The organism is Rhodococcus sp. PSi06 (assembly GCF_054960675.1).
On sequence record NZ_JBHNYO010000006.1, the window covers coordinates 93,693 to 120,119 of the forward strand.

Annotated in this window: 22 protein-coding genes; all 22 read left to right on the plus strand. The window is 65.7% G+C overall.

Going from position 1 to position 26,427, the window contains the following annotated elements; genetic code table 11:
• Positions 1 to 136 precede the first annotated feature (136 nt).
• The 22 genes from mraZ to ACFI9K_RS10010 all read left to right on the plus strand — a co-directional run bounded on the left by mraZ (position 137) and on the right by ACFI9K_RS10010 (position 26,262).
• Complete coding sequence (mraZ, locus tag ACFI9K_RS09905; RefSeq protein ID WP_027497352.1) at positions 137 to 568, plus strand: division/cell wall cluster transcriptional repressor MraZ; 432 nt, start codon at positions 137 to 139, stop codon at positions 566 to 568.
• A gap of 219 nt (positions 569 to 787) precedes the next feature.
• Positions 788 to 1,819, plus strand: coding sequence for a 16S rRNA (cytosine(1402)-N(4))-methyltransferase RsmH (gene rsmH / locus ACFI9K_RS09910; RefSeq protein ID WP_462663333.1), 1,032 nt, complete (start codon positions 788 to 790; stop codon positions 1,817 to 1,819).
• Entirely contained in the window at positions 1,816 to 2,655 is an 840-nt protein-coding gene (gene ftsL / locus ACFI9K_RS09915; protein ID WP_462663334.1) for a cell division protein FtsL, read from the plus strand. The genes rsmH and ftsL overlap by 4 nt, the downstream gene beginning before the upstream one ends.
• Positions 2,652 to 4,508 carry a peptidoglycan D,D-transpeptidase FtsI family protein gene (locus ACFI9K_RS09920; protein WP_462663335.1) on the plus strand — a complete coding sequence of 619 codons (1,857 nt, stop codon included), beginning with the start codon at positions 2,652 to 2,654 and terminating at the stop codon, positions 4,506 to 4,508. Before ftsL ends, ACFI9K_RS09920 begins: the two co-directional genes overlap by 4 nt.
• 157 nt (positions 4,509 to 4,665) lie before the next feature.
• Positions 4,666 to 6,267, plus strand: a complete 1,602-nt coding sequence (locus ACFI9K_RS09925; protein ID WP_462663336.1) for a UDP-N-acetylmuramoyl-L-alanyl-D-glutamate--2,6-diaminopimelate ligase — start codon at positions 4,666 to 4,668, stop codon at positions 6,265 to 6,267.
• A complete protein-coding gene (locus ACFI9K_RS09930; RefSeq protein WP_462663337.1) occupies positions 6,264 to 7,769 on the plus strand; it encodes a UDP-N-acetylmuramoyl-tripeptide--D-alanyl-D-alanine ligase in 1,506 nt (501 codons plus the stop codon). The genes ACFI9K_RS09925 and ACFI9K_RS09930 overlap by 4 nt, the downstream gene beginning before the upstream one ends.
• The gene (gene mraY / locus ACFI9K_RS09935; protein ID WP_462663338.1) at positions 7,766 to 8,851 is read left to right on the plus strand and encodes a phospho-N-acetylmuramoyl-pentapeptide-transferase; all 1,086 of its coding nucleotides are present in this window, start codon (positions 7,766 to 7,768) and stop codon (positions 8,849 to 8,851) included. The genes ACFI9K_RS09930 and mraY overlap by 4 nt, the downstream gene beginning before the upstream one ends.
• Before the next feature lie 3 nt (positions 8,852 to 8,854).
• Positions 8,855 to 10,315, plus strand: a complete 1,461-nt coding sequence (gene murD / locus ACFI9K_RS09940; RefSeq protein ID WP_462663339.1) for a UDP-N-acetylmuramoyl-L-alanine--D-glutamate ligase — start codon at positions 8,855 to 8,857, stop codon at positions 10,313 to 10,315.
• Positions 10,312 to 11,925 carry a putative lipid II flippase FtsW gene (gene ftsW / locus ACFI9K_RS09945; protein ID WP_462663340.1) on the plus strand — a complete coding sequence of 538 codons (1,614 nt, stop codon included), beginning with the start codon at positions 10,312 to 10,314 and terminating at the stop codon, positions 11,923 to 11,925. The genes murD and ftsW overlap by 4 nt, the downstream gene beginning before the upstream one ends.
• Complete coding sequence (murG, locus tag ACFI9K_RS09950) at positions 11,922 to 13,064, plus strand: undecaprenyldiphospho-muramoylpentapeptide beta-N-acetylglucosaminyltransferase (protein WP_462663341.1); 1,143 nt, start codon at positions 11,922 to 11,924, stop codon at positions 13,062 to 13,064. Before ftsW ends, murG begins: the two co-directional genes overlap by 4 nt.
• A 102-nt stretch (positions 13,065 to 13,166) precedes the next feature.
• Complete coding sequence (gene murC / locus ACFI9K_RS09955; RefSeq protein WP_462663452.1) at positions 13,167 to 14,636, plus strand: UDP-N-acetylmuramate--L-alanine ligase; 1,470 nt, start codon at positions 13,167 to 13,169, stop codon at positions 14,634 to 14,636.
• A 71-nt stretch (positions 14,637 to 14,707) separates the two neighbouring features.
• Positions 14,708 to 15,427 (plus strand): cell division protein FtsQ/DivIB, encoded by a 720-nt coding sequence (locus ACFI9K_RS09960; protein WP_462663342.1) that lies wholly within the window; start codon positions 14,708 to 14,710, stop codon positions 15,425 to 15,427.
• A 172-nt stretch (positions 15,428 to 15,599) separates the two neighbouring features.
• On the plus strand, positions 15,600 to 16,868 hold the full coding sequence (gene ftsZ, locus ACFI9K_RS09965; RefSeq protein ID WP_462663343.1) for a cell division protein FtsZ: 1,269 nt from the start codon (positions 15,600 to 15,602) through the stop codon (positions 16,866 to 16,868).
• Positions 16,865 to 17,632 carry a peptidoglycan editing factor PgeF gene (pgeF, locus tag ACFI9K_RS09970; RefSeq protein WP_462663344.1) on the plus strand — a complete coding sequence of 256 codons (768 nt, stop codon included), beginning with the start codon at positions 16,865 to 16,867 and terminating at the stop codon, positions 17,630 to 17,632. Before ftsZ ends, pgeF begins: the two co-directional genes overlap by 4 nt.
• 19 nt (positions 17,633 to 17,651) lie before the next feature.
• Entirely contained in the window at positions 17,652 to 18,410 is a 759-nt protein-coding gene (locus ACFI9K_RS09975) for a YggS family pyridoxal phosphate-dependent enzyme (protein ID WP_462663345.1), read from the plus strand.
• An 82-nt stretch (positions 18,411 to 18,492) separates the two neighbouring features.
• The gene (locus tag ACFI9K_RS09980; protein ID WP_462663346.1) at positions 18,493 to 19,140 is read left to right on the plus strand and encodes a cell division protein SepF; all 648 of its coding nucleotides are present in this window, start codon (positions 18,493 to 18,495) and stop codon (positions 19,138 to 19,140) included.
• Between the two features lie 82 nt (positions 19,141 to 19,222).
• The gene (locus ACFI9K_RS09985; RefSeq protein ID WP_032379036.1) at positions 19,223 to 19,510 is read left to right on the plus strand and encodes a YggT family protein; all 288 of its coding nucleotides are present in this window, start codon (positions 19,223 to 19,225) and stop codon (positions 19,508 to 19,510) included.
• A gap of 159 nt (positions 19,511 to 19,669) precedes the next feature.
• Positions 19,670 to 20,521, plus strand: a complete 852-nt coding sequence (gene wag31 / locus ACFI9K_RS09990) for a DivIVA-like cell division protein Wag31 (protein ID WP_462663347.1) — start codon at positions 19,670 to 19,672, stop codon at positions 20,519 to 20,521.
• A gap of 81 nt (positions 20,522 to 20,602) precedes the next feature.
• Positions 20,603 to 20,779 carry a hypothetical protein gene (locus tag ACFI9K_RS09995; protein WP_462663348.1) on the plus strand — a complete coding sequence of 59 codons (177 nt, stop codon included), beginning with the start codon at positions 20,603 to 20,605 and terminating at the stop codon, positions 20,777 to 20,779.
• A gap of 289 nt (positions 20,780 to 21,068) precedes the next feature.
• Positions 21,069 to 24,206 (plus strand): isoleucine--tRNA ligase, encoded by a 3,138-nt coding sequence (gene ileS, locus ACFI9K_RS10000; protein ID WP_462663349.1) that lies wholly within the window; start codon positions 21,069 to 21,071, stop codon positions 24,204 to 24,206.
• Positions 24,203 to 24,865: a peptide deformylase gene (locus ACFI9K_RS10005; protein ID WP_462663350.1), complete on the plus strand. Its 663-nt coding sequence runs from the start codon at positions 24,203 to 24,205 to the stop codon at positions 24,863 to 24,865. The genes ileS and ACFI9K_RS10005 overlap by 4 nt, the downstream gene beginning before the upstream one ends.
• A gap of 59 nt (positions 24,866 to 24,924) precedes the next feature.
• Entirely contained in the window at positions 24,925 to 26,262 is a 1,338-nt protein-coding gene (locus tag ACFI9K_RS10010; protein WP_462663453.1) for a DNA polymerase IV, read from the plus strand.
• Positions 26,263 to 26,427: the final 165 nt, after the last annotated feature.

The following is a 26,427-nucleotide window of genomic DNA, read 5'->3' on the forward strand; positions in this document are numbered from 1 at the left end:
AAAATTCGAGCCGTCCTGACGCGGCTGAGCTGCAGAAATGCGGATTCGACCAGAAAATTCATGCTGGGAATGGTTCGAAGTGGGGGAGAGTGGGGTAAAGTGGTCCGCAGCGGAGAGTCGAGGCTGGAGGTGGCGAGTGTTTCTCGGTACCTACACGCCGAAGCTCGACGACAAGGGTCGACTGACGTTGCCGGCCAAGTTTCGGGATGCGCTTGCGGGAGGTGTCATGGTGAGCAAGGGGCAGGATTTCAGCCTCGCGGTCTACACCGCGGCAGACTTCGCGGAACGGTCTCGGAAACTGACGGCGGCATCTCGTGCCAACCCGAAAGCCCGTGCCTACGTTCGTCAGTTCTTTTCGGGAACCGATGAGCAGAGGCCGGACGGACAGGGGCGGATCACCATCAGTCCGGAGCACCGTCGCTACGCGGGACTCGAACGAAACTGCGTGGTGATCGGTTCGATGGATTTCATCGAAATCTGGAACGACGAAGCATGGGCTCGCTACTCCGCTGAAAACGAGCAGGACTTCTCCGACGCGTTCGACGAATCCCTCGGAGGAATCTTGTAACCCGCCCTGGTCGCCTGCGAGTGCAGCGAGGCCTCTGCCCGATCAGAACCCTGACGTTCTTCCCCAACGCCAGGTTTCGCAGATCAGGACCCTGACGTTCTTCCCCAACGCCAGGTTCCCCTATCGGACAGGGACCTCGAAGCATTTGCACCGGCGCCCGTGGGCACCCGCACGGCCCGGACCCGGGCGAGAAGTACGTACGCACGACCGGGAGGAACCATGGCGGAGGGTGACGGGCCGGACGAGAACACACCGTCCGCCGATCGAACCCACCGTCGATCCGCAGGTCCGCTCCATGTACCGGTTCGGCTCGGTCGGGCCGATGAATTACTCGGCCCCGCAATCGATTCCGCCGACAGCCCCCGCGTGATGATCGACGCCACCCTCGGGCTCGGCGGTCATGCCGAACACTTTCTTCGCACCTACCCGAACCTGCACCTGATCGGACTCGATCGTGATCCCGAGGCGCTGCGATTGGCCGGCCTCCGGTTGGCTCCCTTCGCCGATCGAATCACATTGGTACACACAACGTACGACGGTATTGCCGAGGCACTCGACGAAGCCGGACTGCCGGAGCTCGGGTCCGTGCACGCCATTCTGTTCGATCTCGGGGTGTCGTCGATGCAACTGGACGAGTCCGATCGTGGGTTCGCCTACTCCGTCGATGCGCCACTGGACATGCGGATGAATCCGACGGTGGGCATCACTGCTGCCGACGTACTCAACACCTACTCGCACGGCGACATCGCGCGGGTGCTCAGCACCTACGGCGAGGAGCGATTCGCGGGCAAGATCGCCTCTGCCGTTCTTCGACGGCGCGAGCACACTCCGTTCACCACCAGTGGTCCGTTGGTCGAATTGCTCTACGCCGCAATCCCGGCCGCCACCCGTCGTACCGGTGGGCACCCGGCCAAGCGCACCTTCCAGGCCCTGCGTATCGAGGTCAACGGCGAGCTCGACTCGCTGAAGTCCGCGGTTCCTGCCGGGCTCGACGCGTTGGCCATCGGTGGCCGAGTGGTCTTCATGTCCTATCAGTCGCTCGAAGATCGAGTTGTCAAGCAGGAGTTGGCACCTCGGATCAAGTCCCGGAGCCCCGAAGGGCTGCCGGTCGAGCTTCCCGGACTGGGTCCGGAGTTTCGGCTCCTGACCAGAGGTGCCGAGCGTGCCTCGGATGCAGAAATCGACGTCAACCCACGTTCGGCCCCGGTGCGTTTACGAGGTGCCGAACGGATTGCAAGGAGAGCGGAATGACGGTTCCAGACGCCACTGTCGGAACACGACGCAATCGGGTTCCGGCAGCCCGGAACAGGGTCGTTCCACAGGCTCCACTCTCGCGCCCCGAACGTACGGGTAAGGGCGGTGGACGATCCGGTGCCGCTCTTCGTGCGTACGAGCGCAGGCAGCAGCGCGCATCTGTACACACGTCGGATTCCGCTCGGGGGTCCGGCGCTCGTCGGTCCATCGACGGAAGCGCTATCGCTGCGCGAATTCCGTTCGTGGCGTTGATTATCGGCTTGCTTGCCCTCGGTCTCGGTATGACGCTGTTGCTCACCACGCGGTCTGCGGGCGACTCCTACGATCTCAGCGCCGCCAAGGCCGTCAACACCGAGCTGGCTCAGCAGCGGGCAGCATTGCAGCGCGACGTCGAGTTGGCGGAGTCGGCTCCCGAGTTGGCGCGCAAGGCCGCCGAGCTCGGAATGGTTCCGGCCAAGAATCCGGCCCGCCTGATCGTTGGTCCCGATGGCAGCAAGCAGGTCGTCGGCACGCCGGCTCCGGCCGACGGTGCGCCGGTGGCTCCGCTCGATCCGGTCGCTCCCACAGCGGCAGGCGACGCCTCTGTGCCGAACGCGTCGGCACAGTCGCAGCAGCAGAGCCCGCGCAGTGCTTCGCAGCCCAATCGGACGCCGGGCACGGTGGATACCCGTGCCGCCACGCCGAACACGAGCAATGGCGCTGGAAACACCGCGCTTGCTGAACAATTCATTCCTATGAGCATCCCCTCGCTCGAGACGCCGTCGGCCGAAGCCCCGTCGTCCGATACTCCCGCGGCTCCGGCCACCGACGAAGCCGCGGGTGACGGGCAGTGACCAGGCCTACGCCTGGTCCCCGCCGACGGCCGCCGAGCCGAAAGCGTCTCGACTCGTCCACATTTCGGTTCCGGCACGGGACCGGCCGAATTCTCATGTATGTCGCGCTTGCCGTTGCTGCGGCGCAACTGCTGTGGATCCAGGGGTTCGACGGTCCGAGACTGTCGGCCGAATCTGCATCGCAACGCACCACCACCCTCGTCGATCCGGCGATGCGGGGGTCGATTCTCGATCGCAACGGGAACCCGATCGCCTTCACGATGGAAGCGAAAGCGCTGACGTTCCAGCCCGTTCGGGTTCGTCGTGAACTCGACGAGGCCAGGGCGAAGGATGTGACCGAACCGGAGACCGAGCAGTATCTGAAGGACATCGCTGCGCGGATCCACGGTGATCTCGGTGACGTGATCAGCGAGAAGGATCTGTTGGCGAAATTGAAGAGCAACGACGAATTCACCTATCTGGCACGGGGTGTGGACGCCACTGTGGCGTCGAAGATCAGCGCGGATTTCAAGCAGGTGGGGCTCGAGCGCCAGGACATTCGAGAGTATCCGGGTGGATCGCTGGCCGCGAACATCGTCGGGGCCACCGGCTGGGACGGGCACGGCCTGCTCGGTCTCGAGGATTCACTCGACGCGACCCTCGCCGGAACCGACGGTTCGCAGACCTACGACCGCGGGTCCGACGGTGCGGTCATTCCCGGTAGCTGGCGCGACAAGCAGCCTGCGGTCAACGGTTCCAACGTAGAACTGACCATCGACGCAGACCTCCAGTATTACGTGCAGCAACAGGTGCAGTTGGCCAAGGACCTGTCCGGAGCCAAGAATGCGTCGGCGTACGTGCAGGATTCACGGACCGGTGAAGTGCTGGCGATGTCGAACGACAACACCTTCAACGCCGGCATCGGTGTCGGCAACAACGAGCGCACCAAGGAGATGGGAAATCTTCCCGTCACCACTCCGTTCGAGCCGGGCTCGGTGAACAAGATCATCACTGCGGCCGCGGCGATCGAGTACGGACTCACCACCCCGGACGAGGTGCTGCAGGTGCCGGGAAGCATCTTCATGTCCGGTGTGTCGGTCAAGGACGCGTGGGACCACGGCGTCGCGCCGTACACCTCGACCGGAGTGTTCGGGAAGTCCTCCAACGTGGGCACCCTCATGCTGGCGCAGCGGGTCGGCGAGGACCGATACGCCGACATGCTCAGCAGGTTCGGCCTGGGTCAGCGCAGCGATGTGGGGCTGCCCAACGAGAGTGCCGGAAGCGTGCCCAGTCGGGACCAATGGTCGGGCGGTACGTTCGCAAACCTTCCCATCGGTCAGGGTCTGTCGATGACGCTGCTGCAGATGACGGGGATGTACCAGGCGATCGCCAACGACGGTGTCCGCATTCCGCCGCGGATCGTGGAAGCGACCGTGGACGCGAACGGTCAGCGGACCGAGACCCCGCAGCCGGACGGGGTCTACGTCGTCAGCCCCGACACCGCGAAGACCGTGCGCAACATGTTCCGTTCCGTCACCCAGGACGACACGGGTAACCAGCGCGGAACGGGAGTGGCCGCCGGAGTCGAGGGCTACCAGATCAGCGGCAAGACGGGTACAGCGCAGCAGGTCGATCCGGAATGCAAGTGCTACTCCAACTCGAACTACTGGATCACCTTCGCAGGGATCGCGCCCGCGGACAATCCGCGCTACGTGATCGGAATCATGCTCGACGCTCCGACGCGCAGCGCCGACGGCTCGGGCGGCCAGTCGGCAGCGCCTCTGTTCCACAACATCGCCAGCTGGATGCTGCAACGGGACAGCGTGCCCATGTCGGCAGACCCCGGACCCAAGCTGGTGCTGCAGGCGGACTGACTCGACGAACGTGCCGGTCCCTCTGGTCGGGGCGGCAACATCGCGATCCCGCCCGCCGGTAATCTGACACATCGGTCGGTCGCGTCGGTACGCGACCGTTGCGGCGTGATGGAGCCGGGTCAGGCGCGCGCCCGCAGTAGAGAGGAAGGGAGCAGGAGTGACAGTTTCGACGGATTCACAACCCGCTCCGGGTACACGTCCGGCGCGCCCACCGCACACCGAGGTGTCCGAGGTGGCGTCCGCGGTCGGAGCAACCATCGGTTCCGGAAACCCCGCAGGCGTGGTCGTGACCGGCATCGATCTTCGCGCGCAGTCCATCCTTCCCGGGGATCTCTTCGCGGCGCTGCCCGGTTCGGCTCGGCACGGAGCGGAGTTCGCGGCAGATGCGGTCGGTCGCGGTGCTGTTGCAGTTCTCACCGACCCCGCCGGCCTCGAGACCGTGGTGTCCGCCCTCGCCGGCGTCGACCGACCGGTCCCGGTTCTGCTGCACGAGCGTCCGCGCCAGGTACTGGGGGCCGTGTCCGCGCTGATCTACGGCAATCCCTCGTCGAAGATGACCGTCGTCGGAATCACCGGTACGTCCGGCAAGACGACGACGTCATATCTGGTCGAGGCGGGCCTGACGGCCGCAGGGCGTCGATGCGGGCTGATCGGCACCATCGAGACGCGGGTGGCCGGTCGATACGTTCCGAGCGCCCTCACCACACCCGAGGCACCACAGCTGCATGCACTCTTCGCGGTGATGGTGGAAGAGGGGGTCGACACCGTCGTGATGGAAGTCTCCTCGCACGCTCTGTCGCTGGGCCGAGTCGACGGAACCCGCTTCGCGGTGGGAGCGTTCACCAATCTTTCGCAGGACCACCTCGATTTCCACGACTCGCTCGAGGATTACTTTCTGGCCAAGAGCCGGCTGTTCGCGGCCGACTCGGCGGTCCGCGCCGACACCGCTGTCGTGTGTGTCGACGACGCGTGGGGTGTGCGAATGGCGGACATCGCCCGAGCTGCCGGGTCGACGGTGGTGACCGCCTCGACCGGTGACGAGTCGCAGTGGACGGTCTCGGACTGGGCCAAGCACGACGACGGCACGCAGTCGTTCGTCGTCGCCGATCCCGACGGCGTCGCGTTGCCGGTCTCCGTCCGCCTGCCGGGCCGCTACAACGTGGCCAATGCCGTGCTGGCGCTGGCGACCTGCGCGGCGACCGGTGCGGACGTGCCGACGGCGGCGTCGGGGCTCGCGGCGGTCGACGTGCCCGGTCGCGTTCAGCGAATCGATCGAGGTCAGGATTTCCTGGCCGTGGTGGACTACGCGCACAAGCCCGCGGCCGTCGAGGCCGTGCTGGCAACGTTGCGTGAATCGTCCCGTGGACGGATCGCGGTGGTCCTCGGAGCCGGTGGAGACCGCGACACCGCCAAGCGCCCGCTGATGGGCGCGGCCGGGGCCCGCGGAGCCGATCTGCTCGTGGTGACCGACGACAACCCGCGCAGCGAGGACCCGGCCGCCATTCGGCAGGCCGTGGAGGACGGGGCGCTGTCGGTGCCGGACGATATTCGTGGTGAAGTCAGAAATGTGGCAGGCCGCGCGGCGGCGATCGAACAAGCCGTGGTGTGGGCGCGCGAAGGGGACGTTGTGTTGATCGCAGGAAAAGGGCACGAGACCGGCCAGGAGATCGCAGGAGTGAAACACCCCTTCGACGACCGGGTGATACTCGCCTCGGCTATCGACGCGCGGCTGGTCGGCACGAGCGCGGGCGTCCGGTGATCCCGCTGACTGTCGGCCGTATCGCCGAGATCGTCGGAGGCACACTGCACGACGTGCCCGATCCCACGGTCGAAGTGTCCGGTCCGGTGGAGTTCGACTCCCGCAAGGTGACATCCGGCAGCATCTTTCTCGCCCTTCCCGGGGCAAAGGTGGACGGTCACGTGCACGCCGCCGACGCGGTTGCCGCAGGTGCGGCGTTGGTCCTGGGCGCGCGTCCGGTCGGAGTGCCGGCCGTGGTGGTGCGCCCGGTTCCGCACGAGAGCAACGCGATGGCACTCGAACACGATCCGGACGGCTCGGGTGCTGCCGTATTGACCGCACTCGGTGCTCTGGCGCGTGAATCGGTGCTGGAGCTGACCGCGCAGCACGGGCTGACGGTCGTCGGTGTGACGGGGTCGTCGGGAAAGACCTCCACCAAAGACCTCATCTCGGCGGTACTCGAACCGCTCGGATCGGTGGTGGCCCCGCCCGGGTCGTTCAACAACGAACTCGGTCACCCGTGGACGGCTCTGCGAGCAGACGCCGACACCGACTTCCTGTGTCTCGAACTGTCGGCCCGAGGAATCGGCCACATTGCCGAACTCGCCTCGCTCGCGCCTCCGCGGATCGGGGTGGTGCTCAATGTGGGCACGGCGCACCTGGGCGAGTTCGGGTCGCGTGCGGCCATCGCTCTGGCGAAGGGCGAACTCGTCGAAGCACTGCCGAGTGCGGCCGACGGGGGAGTGGCGATTCTCAACATCGACGACCGACTGGTTGCCGAGATGTCAACGCGCACCACGGCATCCGTCGTCACGGTCGGACGCAGCGCCGACGCCGACGTCAGGGCTGTCGACGTACAGGTCGACACCGACGCCCGGGCGTCGTTCACGCTCGAATGCGCGGCGGGCACGGTAGCGATCACCCTTGCGGTACACGGTGAGCATCAGGTCGGCAACGCGCTCGCGGCAGCCGCCGTCGCGCTCGAATGCGGCGCAACGTTGGCACAGGTGGCCGACGCTCTGTCCACCGCTGCCCCCACGTCGATCAGGCGGATGGACGTGCGTACGCGCGCCGACGGGGTCACCGTCGTCAACGATTCCTACAACGCCAATCCCGATTCGATGCGCGCCGCACTCAAGGCGCTGGTCTCGATGTCCCGCCGTGACGACGGTCCGAAGCGTCGCAGCTGGGCGGTGCTCGGAGAGATGGGCGAACTCGGTGCCGACTCGGTGGTCGAGCACGATGCGATCGGCAGGCTGGCCGTCCGACTCGATGTCGACCGGTTGATCATCGTCGACTCGGGCCGTCCCACGCGGGCACTGCATCAAGGCGCCGTCATGGAAGGTTCGTGGGGCGAGGAGTCGATGCTCGTACCCGACCGCGAGACGGCGATCGCCGTGCTGCGCGAGGAGGTGCTTCCCGGCGACATCGTCCTGGTGAAAGCATCGCAATCCGGAGCCATGTGGACCGTCGCGGATGCCGTGCTGGCCGACACGAGCGGTCCGGCGGAGGACGAGCAGTGAGGCAGATCCTGTTCGCAGGTGGCATCGCGCTCGCCGTTGCGATTCTGCTCACGCCGATACTGATCAAGACCTTCTCGAAACAGGGCTTCGGTCAAGAGATTCGCGTGGAAGGGCCCGCTAGTCACCAGTCCAAGCGCGGCACGCCCACGATGGGCGGCGTGGCAATCCTGGTCGGAATCTGGGCCGGCTATTGGGGCTCGCACCTGATCGGGATCGGGTACGACGCCGAGGGTCCGTCGGCCTCCGCTCTGCTCGTACTCGGACTGACGACGGTGCTCGGGCTCGTCGGTTTTCTCGACGACTTCATCAAGATCCGCAAGCAACGCAACCTCGGCCTGAATGCGACCGGCAAATACGTCGGCCAGATCACCGCGGCCGTGCTGTTCGCAATCCTGGTCCTGCAGTTCCGCAGCGACAGCGGGCTCACTCCCGGCAGTACCCAACTTTCCTACGTTCGCGACATCGCCACCTGGTCGATGTCTGCTGTCGTCTTCGTGTTCTTCGTCTGCTTGCTGGTGATCGCGTGGTCCAACTCGGTCAACCTCACCGATGGCCTCGACGGCCTGGCCGCCGGGTCCATGACGTTGGTGCTCGGTGCATACACGGTGATCACCTTCTGGCAGTACCGGCAAGCGTGCGCCGGCCTCGCCGGGCCCGCTCCCGGGTGCTACGACGTTCGAGATCCGCTGGATCTGGCGCTGGTCTGCGCGTCCGCTGCGGGTGCCTGCATCGGCTTCCTGTGGTGGAACGCCGCGCCGGCCAAGATATTCATGGGTGACACCGGATCGCTGGCTCTCGGCGGTCTGATCGCCGGTCTGTCGGTGGTCACCAAGACCGAGTTGATCATGGTCGTCATCGGCGCGCTGTTCGTCGCGGAGGCCGCGTCGGTCGTCATCCAGGTGGCGGTGTTCCGTTCCAGTCGCCGACGCGTGTTCCGCATGGCCCCGTTCCACCATCACTTCGAGTTGGCGGGATGGGCCGAGACGACGGTGATCATCCGGTTCTGGTTGCTGGCCGCGATCGCGTCGGCCGTCGGACTCGCCCTCTTCTACAGCGAGTACCTCGCTGCAGTCGGCGGATAGGGCATGGACGTATCTCCGACCGACCTGTCCTGGTTACGCGGTAGTTCGGTCCTGGTGACCGGTGCCCGCGTATCCGGCCTCGCCGTGGTGCGTCCGTTGCTGGATCTCGGGGCTGTCGTCACGGTCACCGATTCCGATCGCGGTGCACTCGATGCGGCGTCGAGCATCGGTGCCGCGGTGGTGCTGCAGGACGACCTGCTCGGCGATCCGGCGGCTCTGGCAGCGTTCTCGCTCGTCGTCACCAGTCCCGGCTTCCGTCCCGATTCGCCCGTGTTGGCCGCTGCTGCGGAGCTGGGCATACCGGTGTGGGGGGACGTCGAGTTGTCCTGGCACGTGGACCGCGCCGAGCTCTACGGCCCCAGAACTCGTTGGCTGGTCGTCACCGGAACCAACGGAAAGACGACCACCACCTCGATGCTGGCGTCGATTCTCGACGCTGCCGGTATCGATTCGGTGGCCTGCGGCAACATCGGACTCCCCATCGCCGACGCGTTGCGCGGTACCCCACGGCCGAGCGTGCTCGCCGTCGAGTTGTCGTCGTTCCAGTTGTTCTGGGCTCCGTCGGTGCATCCGGCGGCGGGGGTGGTGCTCAACATTGCCGAAGATCACCTCGATTGGCACGGCGGCATGGACGGTTACGTCCTTGCCAAGGCTCGAGCTCTGTCAGGTGATGTCGCCGTCGTCGGTCTCGACGATGCGCGAGCGGCGAGTCTGGCTGCCGGTTCGCCGTCCGGCCGGGTCGTCGGTTTTCGGCTGGGCGAACCTGCCTCGGGTGAGCTGGGAGTGCGGTCCGGGGTTCTGGTGGACAATGCCTTCGGTGAGAACGTCGAACTTCTCGCGGCCGGCGACGTCGAGCCGAGCGGCCCGTCAGGGGTTCTCGATGCCCTCGCGGCGGCCGCACTGGCCCGCTCGATCGGGGTGCAGGCCGAGGCTGTCGGACGCGGTCTGCAGAGCTATCGGGTGGGACCGCATCGGGCGGCGGTGGTGCGCGAACTCGGCGGAGTGACGTTCATCGACGATTCGAAGGCGACGAACCCGCATGCCGCTCGCTCGTCGATCCTGGCGCACGAGCGAGTCGTGTGGATCGCGGGTGGGTTGCTCAAGGGTGCCGTGATCGACGATCTGGTGGTGGAAATCGCCGATCGACTCGTTGCTGCGGTGGTGCTCGGCCGCGATGGGATGCAGATCGCAGAGGCTTTGGCGCGACACGCGCCCGATGTTCCGGTCGTCAGGCTCCCTTCGGGAGACGATGCTGGTGTGACTCATGGTGCTGAAGATGCTGATGCGGTGATGCGGGCGGTTGTTGCCCACTCGGCCGGACGTGCCGCGCCGGGGGACACCGTCCTGCTGGCTCCCGCTGCAGCATCGCTGGACATGTTCGTCGACTACGGCCACCGCGGCCGAAGCTTCGCCGAGTCCGTGCAGGCGCTGAGCGTGACCGACATCGGATCGCCCCGCTCGTGAGCACCGCTGGTCAGCCGCCGCGCCCACCTCGTCGTACCTCGCCGCCCCGCACGCGAATCGGCCTGTGGTTCGGCCGCCCGTTGGCGTCGTTCCACCTCATCGTCACCATCGCCGTACTCCTCACGGTGCTGGGTCTGGTGATGGTGCTGTCGGCCTCGTCCGCCGAGTCCTTCGCCGCCGACGAGTCCGGCTACGCGCTGTTCACTCAGCAGCTGATCGGCGTCGCACTGGGAGTCGTTGCGTTCTACGTCGCTCTCCGGCTCCCGGTTCGCTACCTCAGGAAACTGTCGTTTCCGTTGTTCCTGGTCTCGCTCACGATGCTGATGCTCGTGCTGATTCCCGGCATCGGCGCTGCGCGTCAGGGTGCACGGCGGTGGTTCGATTTCGGCGTCGTCTCCTTCCAGCCGTCCGAGCTGGCCAAGGTCGCGTTGGTGCTGTGGGGCGCGCACCTGTTGGCCTCACGGCGCAGCGAGCACGGCAACATCAAGTCGTTGCTGGTGCCACTGCTGCCTGCGGGTCTGCTGATGTGTCTGCTGGTGGTGCTGCAGCCGAACCTCAGTACGGCGATCGCCCTCGGCATCATCCTGGTGGCGCTGTTGTGGTTCGCCGGCCTCAATGCCCGGCTGTTCGGCGCGGTGCTGATGACGGGCCTCGCGCTGGCGACGGTGCTCGCGTTCACCGCCGGTTATCGCTCCAACCGCGTCAAGGCCTGGCTCAACCCGGGAGAGGACACGTCGGGGCTGTCGTACCAGTCGACGCAGGCCAAGTATTCGCTGGCCGACGGCGGGTTGTTCGGTCGCGGATTGGGGCAGAGCCGCGCCAAGTGGAGTTATCTTCCGAACGCGCACAACGACTTCATCTTCGCCATCATCGGTGAGGAGCTCGGCACGATCGGTTGCCTGGCCGTCATCGGCTTGTTCGGCCTGTTCGTCTACACCGGCCTGCGCATCGCCATGCGTTCGGTCGATCCCTTCCTGCGCCTGCTGACGGCCGGTGCAACCTGCTGGGTGTTCGGTCAGGCCATGATCAACATCAGCTACGTCGTCGGATTGCTTCCGGTGACCGGTCTCCAGCTACCGCTGGTGTCCTACGGTGGCACGTCGACGGCGATCACCCTGCTGATGTTCGGCATCATCGCGAGCGCGGCCCGCCACGAACCGGAGGCGATCGCGGCCCTGCATGCCGGGCAGGAGGGTCGGATCGCTCGTGCCCTCAAGCTTCCGTTGCCCGCGGTGTTCTCGCCTCAACGTGCCGCGATGGCCCGCTCGAGGTCCACTCGCCCCACCCTGGCCGCGCAGGACCGCAAGCGTCTCGAGGCCCGCAGGGGCAACAACGGTCGGCAAGCGCGGACACCCGAGCCGGGACGGATCAGAGCATCGAGTTCGCGCACCGATACGATGTCGCCGAAATCGACCGAGCGACGGGGCGAATCGGTCCGCGGTCGGGCCCGCAGGCCCGAACCGCAGCGCCGTGATCCGGCCGGGTACCCCGCCGGATCCCGGTCGTTCCCTCGGCCGCGACCGGAACCTCAGAATTCGTATCGTCCGCGACCGGAACCGGAACCCGGTCGCCCACCCGTTCGTTCGGGTGAGCGAGGATATCGACGGTGAAGCAGACTTCCAGGCCGATTTCCGTCGTGGTCGCCGGGGGAGGGACGGCCGGGCACATCGAACCCGCGCTCGCCGTGGCCGATGCCCTGCGTGTCCTCGACCCCACCGTCACCGTCACCGCTCTGGGTAGCAGCCGCGGACTCGAGACGACGCTCGTCCCGGCACGTGGCTACGCCCTCGAATTGATTCCACCCGTTCCGCTGCCGCGCAAACCGACCGTCGATCTACTGAAACTTCCGGTCCGCGTCGTGCGATCGGTACGCCGCACCAGGGAGATCTTCGCGACCGTCGAAGCAGACGTCCTCGTCGGGTTCGGCGGTTACGTCGCGCTGCCGGCGTATCTCGCTGCGCGTGGTCGGCTGCTCGGTCGAGGCGGCAGACTTCCCGTGGTCATCCACGAGGCCAACGCCAGGGCGGGCATAGCCAACAAGGTCGGGGCACGGTCCGCGCAGCGAGTGCTGGCAGCCGTTGCCGGATCGGGAATAGCCGCGCACGGCGCAACCGACGCGGAAGTGATCGGAATTCCCGTGCGCCCCAGCATCACCGGACTCGATCGACCGGCGATGCGCGCAGAGGCCCGGAAGCACTTCGGTCTGCCCGAGCACGGCCCGGTGCTGCTGGTGTTCGGCGGTTCGCAGGGAGCCCGGTCACTCAACGAGGCAGTGTCCGGTGCTGCGTCCGCTCTCGCTGCGGCCGGTATCTCGGTACTGCACGCGCACGGACCGAAGAACTCGCTCGACGTCGATCAGCGCAATCCGGACGCGCCCTACGTCGCGTTGCCGTACATCGACCGGATGGATCTGGCGTACGCGGCGGCCGACCTGGCCATCTGTCGGTCCGGAGCCATGACGGTTGCCGAGGTGTCCGCAACCGGCCTGCCTGCGTTCTACGTACCCCTACCTCATGGCAACGGCGAGCAGGAGCTCAACGCCCGTCCTGTCGTCGACGCCGGAGGTGGCATCCTGGTGTCCGATGCGACACTGACCGAGAACTACGTGTCCGACACGGTGGTCACGCTGCTGAAGGACTCGGAGAAGATTGCCGTCATGTCCAGGGCCGCGGCCGGTGCCGGGCACAAAGGGGCAGCAGCTGCCGTCGCGCAGATCGTGCTCGACACCGCGCATGCGGCGAGGCGCTGATCCGGGCGGTGTCGCGCTTGCGAAGAGAACGAGGGAGACGTCCGCGTGACAATTGACGGTGCAGCGAGGTCGGAGTTGCCGGCAGAGCTCGAACGTGTACACATGGTCGGCATCGGCGGTGCCGGGATGTCCGGGATCGCGCGCATTCTGTTGGCTCGCGGCGGACAGGTATCGGGATCTGACGCCAAGGAATCTCGCGGGGTGCTCGCGCTACGTGCACGTGGCGCACAGGTTCGTATCGGTCACGACGCCGGCGCACTCGACATGATCGACGGCGGCCCCACCGTCGTGGTGACGACTCACGCCGCGATTCCCAAGACCAATCCCGAGCTGGTCGAGGCCCGCGAACGCGGAATTCCAGTCATTCTGCGCCCGGCCGTGCTGTCCTCCCTGATGCAGGGATACCGCACTCTTCTGGTCTCGGGTACCCACGGAAAGACGTCGACGACGTCGATGCTGGTGGTCGCGCTCCAGCACTGCGGGTTCGATCCATCGTTCGCCGTCGGGGGAGAGCTCAACGAGGCCGGGACCAATGCGCACCACGGGAGCGGCGACGTGTTCGTGGCCGAGGCCGACGAGAGCGACGGTTCACTGCTGCAGTACACGGCCGACGTCATCATCGTGACGAACATCGAGGCCGATCATCTGGACCACTTCGGTACCACCGAGGCCTACGTGCAGGTGTTCGACGACTTCGCCGCCGTGCTGCGCCCCGGCGGCGTACTGGTCGCGTGCATGGACGACCCCGGTTCGGCAGCCCTGGCCCGTCGGGTGGTCGAGAGAAATCTGCCCGGCGTCACCGTGCTCGGCTACGGTTCGTCCGACGTGGACGCGGGACCGGTCGAGATGGCCGTTCGTCTGCTGGCGTGGGAGCCCGAGGACGTGGGCGGCGTCGCGCAGCTACAGATCGCCGGCGAGGATGCGGCGCGCACGGTTCGGCTCGGAGTTCCGGGCCGGCACACCGCACTCAACGCCCTTGCGGCATTCGTCGCGGCGCGTCAGGTGGGTGCCGGTACCGAGGAGCTCCTGGCGGGGCTCACCGGGTTCGGCGGAGTCCACCGACGTTTCCAGTTCACCGGTCGAGAGCACGGCGTTCGAGTGTTCGACGACTATGCGCACCATCCCACCGAGGTGCGTGCGGTGTTGACCGCAGCGCAGGCTCTCGTCGACGGTCAGGACCGCGCAGGTCTCGAACGGGGACGAGTCGTGGTGGTGTTCCAACCGCACCTGTATTCGCGAACCGCCACCTTCGCCGAGGAGTTCGGTGCCGCATTGTCGTTGGCGGACGAGATCGTGGTGCTCGACGTGTACGGCGCGCGGGAGGAGCCGCTGCCCGGTGTGACGGGGGCACTGGTTGCCGCCTCGGTGACCAAACCGGTGAACTACCAACCGGATCTGTCGTTGGTGGCCAAGCAAGTTGCGCATCTGAGCGTGCCCGGCGACGTGGTCATCACCATGGGTGCCGGCGATGTGACAATGCTCGGCGGGCCGATCTTGGACGCACTTCGCTCGAAGACGGATTTCGGTGCTGCGACCGGCCGCGGCGTCTCGAAGGATCGGCCGACACCGTGACCCGCCGCTCCGATCGAGTTCGTTCTTCGAGGTCGGGAACAGCTGCAACAGAAAAAGATTCGCCACCCCAGATGAGCGACAAGCAGGTACGCGCTCAGGCCAGGGAAGAGGAGCGGGCGCGGGTGAAGCGCTCGCGTCGCAAGGCCGTGCTGATCGTGCTCGCCGTCGTCCTGGTGGTGGTGGGATCGGCTGCGCTGGTGTACTTCACACCGCTGCTCTCCGTTCGAAGCATCTCGGTCACGGGGGAGTCGTCGGTGTCCGAGCAGGAAATCCTCGAGTTGCTCGATGTTCCCGCCGGTATCCCACTCGTTCGGGTCGACACGGCTGCTGCCGCGCAGCGGGTGGCGACGATTCCGGCGTTGGCGACGGTGCGGGTGCAGCGCAAGTACCCGTCGACCGTGCAGGTGACGGTGGAGGAGCGAATACCGGTGGCGTTTTTCGATTCTCCGGACGGCACGCATCTGCTCGATTCCACCGGGGTCGACTTCGCCGTCGCACCGCCGCCGCCCGGAGTCGTGCGATTGGTCACCGAGAACCCTGTGTACGGCGATCCGGTGACGAAAGATGCTCTGGCGGTGCTCGATACGTTGCCGCCGCTGTTGCGAGATCAGGTGGGCGAGCTGCGAGCGAGCACCCTGTCCGACATCTCGATCCGGCTGCTCGACGGACGCACCGTGGTGTGGGGAAGCAAGGACGACTCCGACCGTAAGTCCGCGGTGGCGATCGCGTTGCTCTCACAGCCGGGCCAGATTTTCGACGTGTCCAGTCCGGATCTGCCCACCACGAAATAGTTTCGGCGCGAAAGACGCATATTTCCGGCGTGGCGTCGGCGCGCCTAATGGCGATACCCGTCGGGGATGAATAGCGTTCCGAGCAGTTCAGTACTTGACATAACTCTAAGCCTGTGGTTTAGGTTGAGAGTTTTCCACATTTCACGCAACACTCCACGGAAGGCGAGAGCCCATGACGCCCCCGCACAACTACCTCGCCGTAATCAAGGTCGTCGGCATCGGCGGCGGCGGCGTGAACGCGGTCAACCGCATGATCGAACAGGGACTCAAGGGAGTCGAGTTCATCGCGGTCAACACCGACGCTCAGGCCTTGCTGATGAGTGATGCAGACGTCAAGCTCGACGTCGGCCGCGAACTGACCCGCGGGCTCGGCGCAGGTGCCGATCCCGAGGTGGGCCGCCGCGCAGCAGACGATCACAAGGACGAGATCGAAGAGGTGCTCAAGGGTGCCGACATGGTGTTCGTCACCGCAGGTGAGGGCGGCGGCACGGGTACCGGCGGCGCTCCCGTCGTGGCCAACATCGCTCGCAAGCTCGGTGCGCTGACCGTCGGCGTCGTGACCCGGCCCTTCTCCTTCGAGGGCAAGCGCCGCGGCGGGCAGGCCGATACCGGCATCCAGCAGCTTCGCGAGTCCTGCGACACGCTCATCGTCATTCCCAACGACCGCCTGCTCCAGCTCGGCGACGCCGCAGTGAGCTTGATGGATGCGTTCCGCAGCGCGGACGAGGTACTGCTCAACGGTGTCCAGGGCATCACCGACCTCATCACCACCCCGGGCCTGATCAACGTCGACTTCGCCGACGTCAAGGGCGTCATGTCCGGCGCGGGCAGTGCACTGATGGGCATCGGCTCCTCCCGCGGCGAAGGCCGCGCGATCAAGGCCGCCGAATCGGCGATCAACTCGCCCTTGCTCGAAGCATCGATGGAAGGGGCGCGCGGTGTGCTCTTGTCCATTGCCGGCGGCTCGGACCTCGGCCTGTTCGAGATCAACGAGGCTGCGTCGCTGGTGCAGGAAGCAGCCCACATCGACGCCAACATCATCTTCGGAACGGTCATCGACGACTCGCTGGGCGATGAGGTCCGCGTGACCGTCATCGCCGCAGGCTTCGACGGCGGCACCCCGACGCGCCGACCGGTGGAAGCTGCCACCTCCACGCGTGGTCCGATCGGATCGGCCCGCTCGGGCGAGGTGTCTTCTCGCACGAACGAGAGCTCCGAGGGTGCCGTGTTCCGCGACCCCGTCGGTGCACCGAGTGGCAGCAGCCTGCCACCGCTGAACTCGTCGAGTTCGTCCAATCGTGAATCCTCCAGCCGCGAATCGGGCCACGGTCGCGATTCGGGTGGGCAGGGGCGTGAGTCCGTCGGTTCCGGCCGCCGGGTTCCCGTCGCCGAGGACGACGGCGAAGACGAGGTCGACGTGCCGTCCTTCATGCGGCGGTGACCGACCCCGTATCCGCTGGTTCGTTCCGCGTTCGACGCGTCTCGACGACGAGGGCGGGCGGTGTGTCGGCACCCCCGTTCGACACCTTCAATCTCGGCGATCATGTGGGTGACGAGCCCTCTGCGGTCGAGGCCAATCGCCGTCGTCTCGGCGAGAGACTGGGAATGGGAGTCGAGCGGCTCGTCTTCATGGAACAAGTGCACGGACGCACCGTCACCGTGGTCGACGGGCCGGTGACCGAGCCGGTGCCGATGACCGACGCGTTGGTGACGACGCAGCGTGATCTGGGGCTCGTGGTGTTGACCGCCGATTGCGTGCCGATCCTGCTGTCCGACGAGGACGCCGGCGTGATCGCCGCCGTGCACGCGGGCCGGGTGGGGGCGCGTATAGGCATCGTGCCCCGGGTCCTGAAGGCCATGATCGACCTCGGCGCGGTGCCCGAAAGAATCGGTGCTTTTCTGGGCCCTGCCGCCAGTGGACGCCAGTACGAGGTGCCCGCGGCCATGCGTGCGGACGTCGAGAAGCATCTCCCTGGCAGCGCGACCACAACGGTTCGCAAGACTCCCGGGCTCGACATCCCCGCCGGCGTGCGGGCCCAACTGCTCGCGGCGGGAGTGTCCGCGGTAGCGCAGGATCCGCGCTGCACCATCGAGGACAGAACTCTGTTCAGCCACCGCCGAGAAGGGTCGACCGGCCGGATTGCGAGCGTGGTGTGGATGGACAGTGCATCGACCGGCGAGCGGCCCACAGCGGTCGATCGCTGAACCGGCGGAAAGGGATGTCATGAACGAGCCCATCGTCGACGGCGGGGCGGGCAGCGCGCGCGCCGCCGAGATCGAGACTGCATTGACGGCGGTGCGCGAGAGACTCCGTAGTGCGTGCGTGGACGCGGGCCGTTCACCTGCCGAAGTGGCATTACTCCCGGTGACCAAGTTCTTTCCGGCATCGGACCTACGCATTCTGTATCGTCTCGGCTGCCGCGACTTCGGCGAATCCCGAGAGCAGGACGCCTCTCCGAAGGTGGCCGACACGGCCGAGGAATTCGTCGGTGATCCGCCCCGGTGGCACATGATCGGACATCTGCAGCGAAACAAGGCGAAGGCCGTCGCGGCCTGGGCGCATTCCATCCACTCGGTGGACAGCGCGAGGCTGGTGGCCGCGCTGTCCAAAGCGGTCGCATCGGCCCTGGACGACGGCGTACGGCAGAGAGAACTCGATGTGCTCCTGCAGGTCAGTCTCGACGGGGATGTGCACCGCGGAGGAGTCGAACGTGACGACCTCCACGAGCTCGCCGAGACCGTGTCGAACGCACCCGGTCTGCGCCTGGCGGGGTTGATGGCAGTGCCGCCGCTCGACGCCGAACCGGACGCCGCGTTCGCCGACCTCGAGAACCTTCACCAGTCCCTGTTGCTCGATCATCCCGAGGCAGTCGAGTTGTCCGCGGGCATGACCGGAGACCTGGAAGCTGCTGTGCGCCACGGATCGACGTGCGTGCGTGTCGGTACCGCAATACTCGGGGCCCGGCCGATAACCTCGCAATAACGGTCCAGGATCACATCAGTCACAACAGACACTTGCGAACCTGGGGATCGACGGTAGACACACCTCCACGGAAGGCAGAACGATGAGCACCCTGCACAAGTTCAAGGCGTACTTCGGCATGGTTCCGCTCGCCGACTACGAGGACGACTACCTCGACGATCCCGATGCGCGGCGTAGCCCTCGCGGTGGGCGTGACAGCTACGACGACATCGACGAGCGCGAGTTCGTGAAGCCGTCGTTCGGTGGATCTCGGCATGCGCAACTCGACGACGATTACGACGACTACGAGGCACCGCGTCCGGCTGCCGCACTCGCCCCCATCGGTGGTCGGGGACGTGGTTCGGCTCCGTCCACGCGCGGCCCGGCAACTCGAGGAGCGCTGGCGATGGACACTCGTATGGACGTGCGTGCGGAGACCCGCCGCAGCCCGATCGCCGACGACGGTGGCCCGCTGTCGAAGATCACCACGCTGCGCCCCCGTGATTACAGCGAGGCTCGTACCATCGGTGAGCGGTTCCGGGACGGCACTCCGGTGATCATGGACCTGGTGGAGATGAGCAATGCGGACGCCAAGCGATTGGTCGATTTCGCTGCAGGCCTGGCCTTTGCGCTTCGCGGATCCTTCGACAAGGTGGCGACGAAGGTCTTCCTGCTCTCGCCGGCGGACGTCGATGTGTCGCCGCAGGAGCGCAGGCGTATCGCCGAGACCGGCTTCTACAGTCAGCAGTGAGAGATTCTCAGTCCGCATCGGTAAATCGGGGCTGTGACCAGCGCGCTTTGCTCAGCTCGGCGAAGTCAGGCAGAGTATAGCCGTGATCGTGTTCACGGTGATCAACATCGTATTGTTTCTTTTTTGGCTCCTTCTCATCGGTCGAATCATCGTCGAGTTCATCAGAACTTTCGCGAGGGATTGGCAACCGACGGGGGTCGTCGTCATCTTGCTCGAGGCGATCTTCACGGTCACCGACCCGCCGGTGAAGTTCCTTCGGAGGATAATTCCGCCGCTCAACCTGGGTGGAGTTCGGCTGGACCTGTCGATTATGGTCCTGCTGTTCGTCGTCTTCATCGCGTGGAATGTGACCAGCGGTCTCGCCGCCTGAGGTCGAAGATGGAATGTTAGAACGCGGGACGCGCGCAGGCTGCGTGTCCTGTGTGACAGAATGGACGCCAGTTACAGTTTGATTGTTCTGCACTCGCGCGGAATGGCATATAACTGAATGCTTGCTCTACCGCCCCAAGACGCGTGAAGGGATCCTTCCATGCCGCTGACTCCAGCTGATGTGCACAACGTAGCGTTCAGCAAGCCGCCTATCGGTAAGCGTGGTTACAACGAAGACGAGGTCGACGCTTTTCTCGACCTCGTCGAGCAAGAGCTGTCGCGACTGATCGAAGAGAACGCCGACCTCCGCCAGCGAGTCGGTGAGCTCGATCAGGAGCTCGCTGATGCAAAGAGCTCGGCTCGGCAGAACCCGCAGCCCACCCAGGCTGCGGCTCCGAAGGTCGAGCCGCCGCGCCCGGTGGATCCTCCCAAGCCCGCGCCCGTGGTTCAGCAGCCCGCACCGGTCGCACCGGTAGCTGCAGCCCCGCAGCAGGGTGGCGACTCCAACATGCAGGCCGCGAAGATCCTCGGTCTCGCTCAGGAGATGGCCGACCGTCTCACCGGTGACGCCAAGTCGGAGTCCGAGCAGCTGCTCGGCAACGCTCGCACCAATGCCGAACGTCTGGTGTCCGATGCGCGCACGCGCTCCGAGTCGATGATGTCCGAGGCACGCCAGAAGTCCGAGTCGCTGCTGTCCGACGCTCAGACTCGCTCCGAGACTCAGCTTCGTCAGGCCAAAGAAAAGGCCGACGCGTTGCAGGCGGATGCCGAGCGCAAGCACACCGAGATCATGGCGACGATCAACCAGCAGCGGTCCGTTCTCGAAGGACGCATCGAGCAGCTCAAGACGTTCGAGCGTGAGTACCGTGTTCGCCTGAAGTCGTACCTCGAATCGCAGCTCGAAGAGCTCGAGAACCGTTCTTCGGCTCTGCCGGTCGACAACGGTCAGGACAACTTCAATCAGGACAACCAGTCGTCCGGGTACAGCCAGTCGTACGCCAAGGGCAACTGAGGCACCACTGCGTCCGCCGACGCTGCCGAGTACGGCAGCGTCGGATTCGGTTGTCGAGGCGAGTGGTGAGCGAGGAATCCCGTGTTGGTCCTGACTCTCGGCGCAGCGGCGATCGGCTTCGGATTCTTGGTTCTCGCCTTGATGACGGGCTCTGTGGTGTGGGCATGGGCGTGCATCGTGGTGTGTGTCGTCGGCGCGATCCTGCTCCTGGTCGGTGCGCTGACAGGCCGTCGACCACCGCCCGAAGTGGACAGGTAACATCGCCTTCGACCACAAATGAACAATCAGGCGTCGATCCGGCCATCACCGGGGAGCCTTCGGAAGAACGACGTCCATGGAAATGCCTCGGTGTTTCCCAGCGACGTTCAGTAGAACCGAACGGGTGAGCCCGTCACAGCTCACGTGGAGTGGCTCGCGCCGACGGTGACGCCGTCGAGTGCGAGCAAGCGGGGTGGTACCGCGGTACCGGGCGTCCAGATCGCCCGATGTCGTCCCCGTGCCAACAGATGTCGCGTTTCGTACGCGTCCGGCACGGAGGAGACAGATCATGACAGAACAGAGCGCACGGCCTACGGGCTCGTCGTACCCGTTGGTGGATCTGGCCGAGGGACGCTCGGGCAGTGTTCCTTTTCCCGATCTCGAGCGCATCGTTCTGCACGAGTGGGCCGAGGACGGAACGTTCCGAGCCAGTATCGACAACCGCGCGGATGCCGAGGAATTCGTCTTCTACGACGGTCCTCCCTTCGCCAACGGTCTGCCGCACTACGGGCACCTGCTCACCGGATACGTCAAAGATCTGGTCCCGCGTTTCCAGACCATGCGCGGCAAGAAGGTCGAACGGCGGTTCGGCTGGGACTGCCACGGCCTGCCTGCCGAACTGGAAGCGGAGAAGCAACTCGGCATCAAGGACAAGTCCGAGATCGACGAGATGGGTCTGGCGAAGTTCAACGCCTACTGCAAGCAGTCGGTTCTGCAGTACACCGACGAGTGGCGCGACTACGTCACGCGTCAGGCACGGTGGGTCGACTTCGACAACGACTACAAGACGCTCGACGTCGACTTCATGGAGTCGGTCATGTGGGCGTTCAAGACGCTGCACGACAAGGGCCTGATCTATCAGGGCTACCGGGTGTTGCCGTACAGCTGGTACGAGCAGACACCGTTGTCCAATCAGGAAACCCGCCTGGACGACGCGTACAAGATGCGTCAGGATCCCGCGGTCACCGTCACGATGCCGTTGACGGCCCCTGACTCGCCGCTGGACGGCGCGAACGCGCTGATCTGGACCACCACTCCGTGGACACTGCCCTCCAATCTGGCGATCGCGGTCAACCCCGGCGTGCACTACGTGCAGGTGCGAGGGACGGACGGAGAGCGTTACGTACTGGCCGCTGCGCGTCTCGATCACTACGCGAAGGAATTGGGGGAGGAGCCGGAGGTGCTCTCGGAGCACACCGGCACCGAGTTGGTCGGGCTCGGCTACGCGCCGCCCTACGACTTCTTCCTCGGCCACGAGAACGCCCACCGTGTGTTGCAAGCCGACTACGTCACCACCGACTCCGGCACCGGAATCGTCCACCTCGCACCGGCATTCGGTGAAGAGGACATGGACGTCGCCACTGCGAACGGGATCGAGGTCGTGCAACCGCTCGATGCCGGCGGCAAGTTCACCTCGTTGGTGCCGCCGTACGAGGGCCTGATGGTGTTCGACGCGAATCCGGTGATCATCAAGGACCTCAAAGCGTCCGGTCGTCTGCTGCGGCACGAGACCATCGAGCACTCGTACCCGCACAGCTGGCGCAGTGGTCAGCCGCTGATCTACATGGCGGTGCCGTCGTGGTTCGTCGCGGTGACGAAGTTCCGCGATCGGATGGTCGAGCTCAACCAGGAGATCACCTGGGTGCCCGAGCACATCAAGGACGGCCAGTTCGGCAAGTGGCTCGAAGGTGCTCGCGACTGGAATATCAGTCGAAACCGCTACTGGGGCAGCCCTATCCCGGCGTGGACGTCCGACGACCCCGCCTATCCACGACTGGACGTCTACGGCAGCCTGGACGAGCTCGAGCGTGATTTCGGTGTGCGCCCGACGGACCTGCATCGTCCGTACATCGACGATCTGACGCGACCGAACCCGGACGACCCGACCGGAAAGTCCACGATGCGCAGGGTTCCCGAGGTGCTGGACTGCTGGTTCGAGTCCGGTTCGATGCCGTATGCGCAGGTGCACTTCCCGTTCGAGAACGAGGAATGGTTCTCCACGCACAACCCGGGTGACTTCATCGTCGAGTACAACGGGCAGACCCGTGGCTGGTTCTACACGCTGCACGTGCTGGCGACCGCGCTCTTCGATCGACCCGCGTTCAAAACCGTTGCTGCACACGGCATCGTGCTGGGCGACGACGGTCTGAAGATGAGCAAGTCGAAGGGGAACTACCCGGACGTCAAGGAGGTCTTCGACCGCGACGGCTCAGACGCCATGCGGTGGTTCCTGATGTCGTCCCCCATCCTGCGCGGCGGCAACCTGATCGTCACCGAGCAGGGCATCCGCGAAGGCGTGCGGCAGGCACTGCTGCCGATCTGGAATGCGTGGAGCTTCCTGCAGCTCTACGCCTCGACGCCCGGTCGGTGGCGTACCGATTCGCCGCACGTGCTCGATCGTTACGTTCTCGCCAAGCTCGCGGCCACCCGGGACGCGATCACCGATGCGCTCGAGGGCAACGACATCGCCGGTGCCTGCGACGAACTGCGGACGTTCTGCGATGCGTTGACCAATTGGTATGTGCGACGGTCTCGCTCGCGCTTCTGGAGCGAAGATTCCGACGCGATCGATACCTTGCACACCGTCCTCGAGGTGCTCACGCGCATTGCGGCTCCGTTGCTGCCGCTGATCACCGAGGTGGTGTGGCGGGGCTTGACCGGCGGCAGGTCGGTGCATTTGACGGAGTGGCCCACGGCCGACGAGTTGCCGTCGGATCCGGAGCTTGTCGACAGCATGGACGAGGTCCGTACCGTGTGCTCCACGGTCCTCGGTTTGCGGAAGGCTCAGAACCTTCGGGTTCGGCTGCCGCTGCCCGAGGTCACCGTCGCCGCTGCCGACGCCGAACGCCTGCGTCCGTTCCTCGACATCATCGCCGACGAGGTCAACGTCAAGAAGGTCGATCTCACCGAAGATGTTGCCGTGCACGGAAAGTTCGAGCTCGTCGTCAACGCGCGCGCTGCCGGACCCCGGATCGGCAAGGATGTCCAGAAAGTCATCAAGGCGGTCAAGGCCGGTGACTGGTCCGAGGATGCCGACGGCGTCGTCAGCGCAGCAGGAATCGCTCTGCTGCCCGAGGAGTACACCCGCAAACTCGTTGCCGCCGAGCCGGAGTCGACGGCACCTCTGCCCGGAAACGGTGGCCTGGTAGTGCTCGATTCCGCCGTCACCGAAGAACTCGAAGCAGAAGGCTGGGCCAAGGACCGCATCCGCGAGCTGCAGGACGCGCGTCGCAATCACGGACTCGACGTGTCCGATCGCATCGACATCGTGATCGAGGTGCCCGAGCACCGGCAGGCGTGGCTGGATGCGCACCGGGATCTGATCTCACGTGAGGTGCTCGCACTCTCGCTGGTCGATGGACGCGTCGGGGACGACGGCAGCGATCTCGGTGAAGGAGTTCGGGCAGCGATCACGAAGTCGTCGTGACGGACGATGATGTGACCGACGACGGTATATCCGTCGATGCCGTCCGCGAGGTGCTGTCGGTAGCTCGCGGCGGCGTCGTACCCATCGTGGCCGCGGGCGATCCGGTTCTCCGTTCGCGGGCAAGCGAGTACGACGGGCAACTCGATACCGACACGTTGTCGGAGTTGATCGAGGTGATGCGGGCGACCATGCACGCCGCACCCGGCGTCGGGCTTGCCGCCCCGCAGATCGGAATTCCGCTGCAGATTGCGGTGATCGAGGACCTGTTCGACGTCGGCGCGGCTGTCGCACGCGAGCGGGAGCGAACCCCGGTGCCGTTTCGCGTGCTGGTCAATCCTCGATACACCGCGGTGGGATCGAGGACGGCCTCCTTCTACGAGGGATGCCTCAGCGTTCCCGGCTACCAAGCCGTGGTGACCCGCGCAGCCTCGGTGAGGCTGGAGTGTGTCGACGAATCGGGTAGCGAGATCGATGAGGTGCTCCACGGCTGGCCGGCCCGAATCGTGGCCCACGAGACCGACCATCTCGGCGGAACGCTCTACATCGACACCGCGCACACCCGATCGTTGACCACGACCGAGACCTACGGTGAGCTGTGGTCCGATCCGACACCCGAACGCGCTGCTCGGGCGCTCGGTTTCACCGTCGATCCGCGCTGATCGTGCCGAACATCGCCGACGACACTCTGCGGAGTCGCCGATGGGTGCTGCACCTGGACATGGATGCGTTCTTCGCCTCCGCCGAGCAACTGACCAGGCCCACGCTGCGAGGCCGGCCCGTTCTCGTCGGGGGAGCGGGCGGGCGAGGTGTGGTGGCCGGGTGCAGCTATCAGGCCCGCGCGTTCGGTGCCCGATCGGCGATGCCGATGCATCAGGCACGCCGACTGGTCGGTGCGAGTGCAGTGGTGCTGCCGCCGAGGTTCCCGTTGTACTCCGAGCTGAGTCGGCGGGGGTTCGAGGCGCTGCGGGTGCGCATGCCCGTCCTCGAGCAACTCTCGATCGACGAGGCGTTCGGGGAGCCGGCGGAACTGGCCGGTGCAACGGTGGGCGAGGTGAAGCAGTTCTGCGCGGGTTTGCGCGAGCTGGTACTCGCCGAGACCGGTTTGGTCGCGTCGATCGGTGCCGGATCGGGAAAACAGATCGCCAAGATCGCGTCGGGCCTGGCCAAGCCCGACGGAATTACCGTCGTCGCTCCGCAAATACAGGCCGAGCTGATGGCGGCCCTGCCGGTGCGGAAGCTCTGGGGGATCGGTCCGGTAGCGGGAGAACGGTTGCGCCGCTTGGGCATCGACACCATCGGCAAGTTCGTGGCCACCCCCGAGTCCGAGGTGGCCTCGATCCTCGGTGCAACCATGGGGCCGAGCCTGCATCAGCTGGCGCGGGGCATCGACAACCGAGTGGTGGCCGAGCGCGCCGAGGCCAAGCAGGTGAGCGCCGAAACCACGTTCGCACAGGATCTGATGTCCCTCACGCAGCTGCGCCCGGCCATCGAGTCCATCGTCGAGTCGACGCATCGCAGACTTCTGAAGGACGGTCGGGGTGCCAGAACGGTAGTGCTCAAACTGCGCAAGTCCGACATGAGCATCATCACCCGATCCGCGACGTTGCCCTACGCAACCGTGGACAAACAGACCATCGCGGCCACCGCACAGCGGTTGGCTGTCGACCCGGTGGATGTGGGGCCGATCCGGCTGGTGGGGGTCGGGTTGGCCGGGTTGTCGGCAGTTCGGCAGGGATCGTTGTTCCCCGAGCTCGAACACGAACAGGTCGTGGCTGCGACCCATGCGACCGATGCGACCGATGCGACCGATGCGACGGAGGAGTCGGCGTTGCCGGTCGATGCCGCCTCCGATGTACTCGTCCCGAGTGGTCCGCGCTGGCAGCCCGGCCTGGACGTCCGGCATCCCGAATTCGGTCACGGCTGGGTGCAGGGTGCCGGGCATGCAGTGGTGACCGTGCGATTCGAGACCCGAACCACCGGGCCAGGAATTGCGCGGACCTTCGCCGAATCGGACGAGAACCTGGTCGTCGCCGATGTTCTCGACAGCCTGAAGTGAGTTGTGGCAGAGCTGAGGAAACTCTGTGAGGTTTCACAGGTAGCCGTGACGGGTTGTGCCTCGACCGATCCGAGCTGACATAGTGGACTCCGGTCCGAGACGACCACTACCCAGACGACCGACGAGTCACAGAACGATCGAGACGTGGCTCAGAGTGAAAAGGAC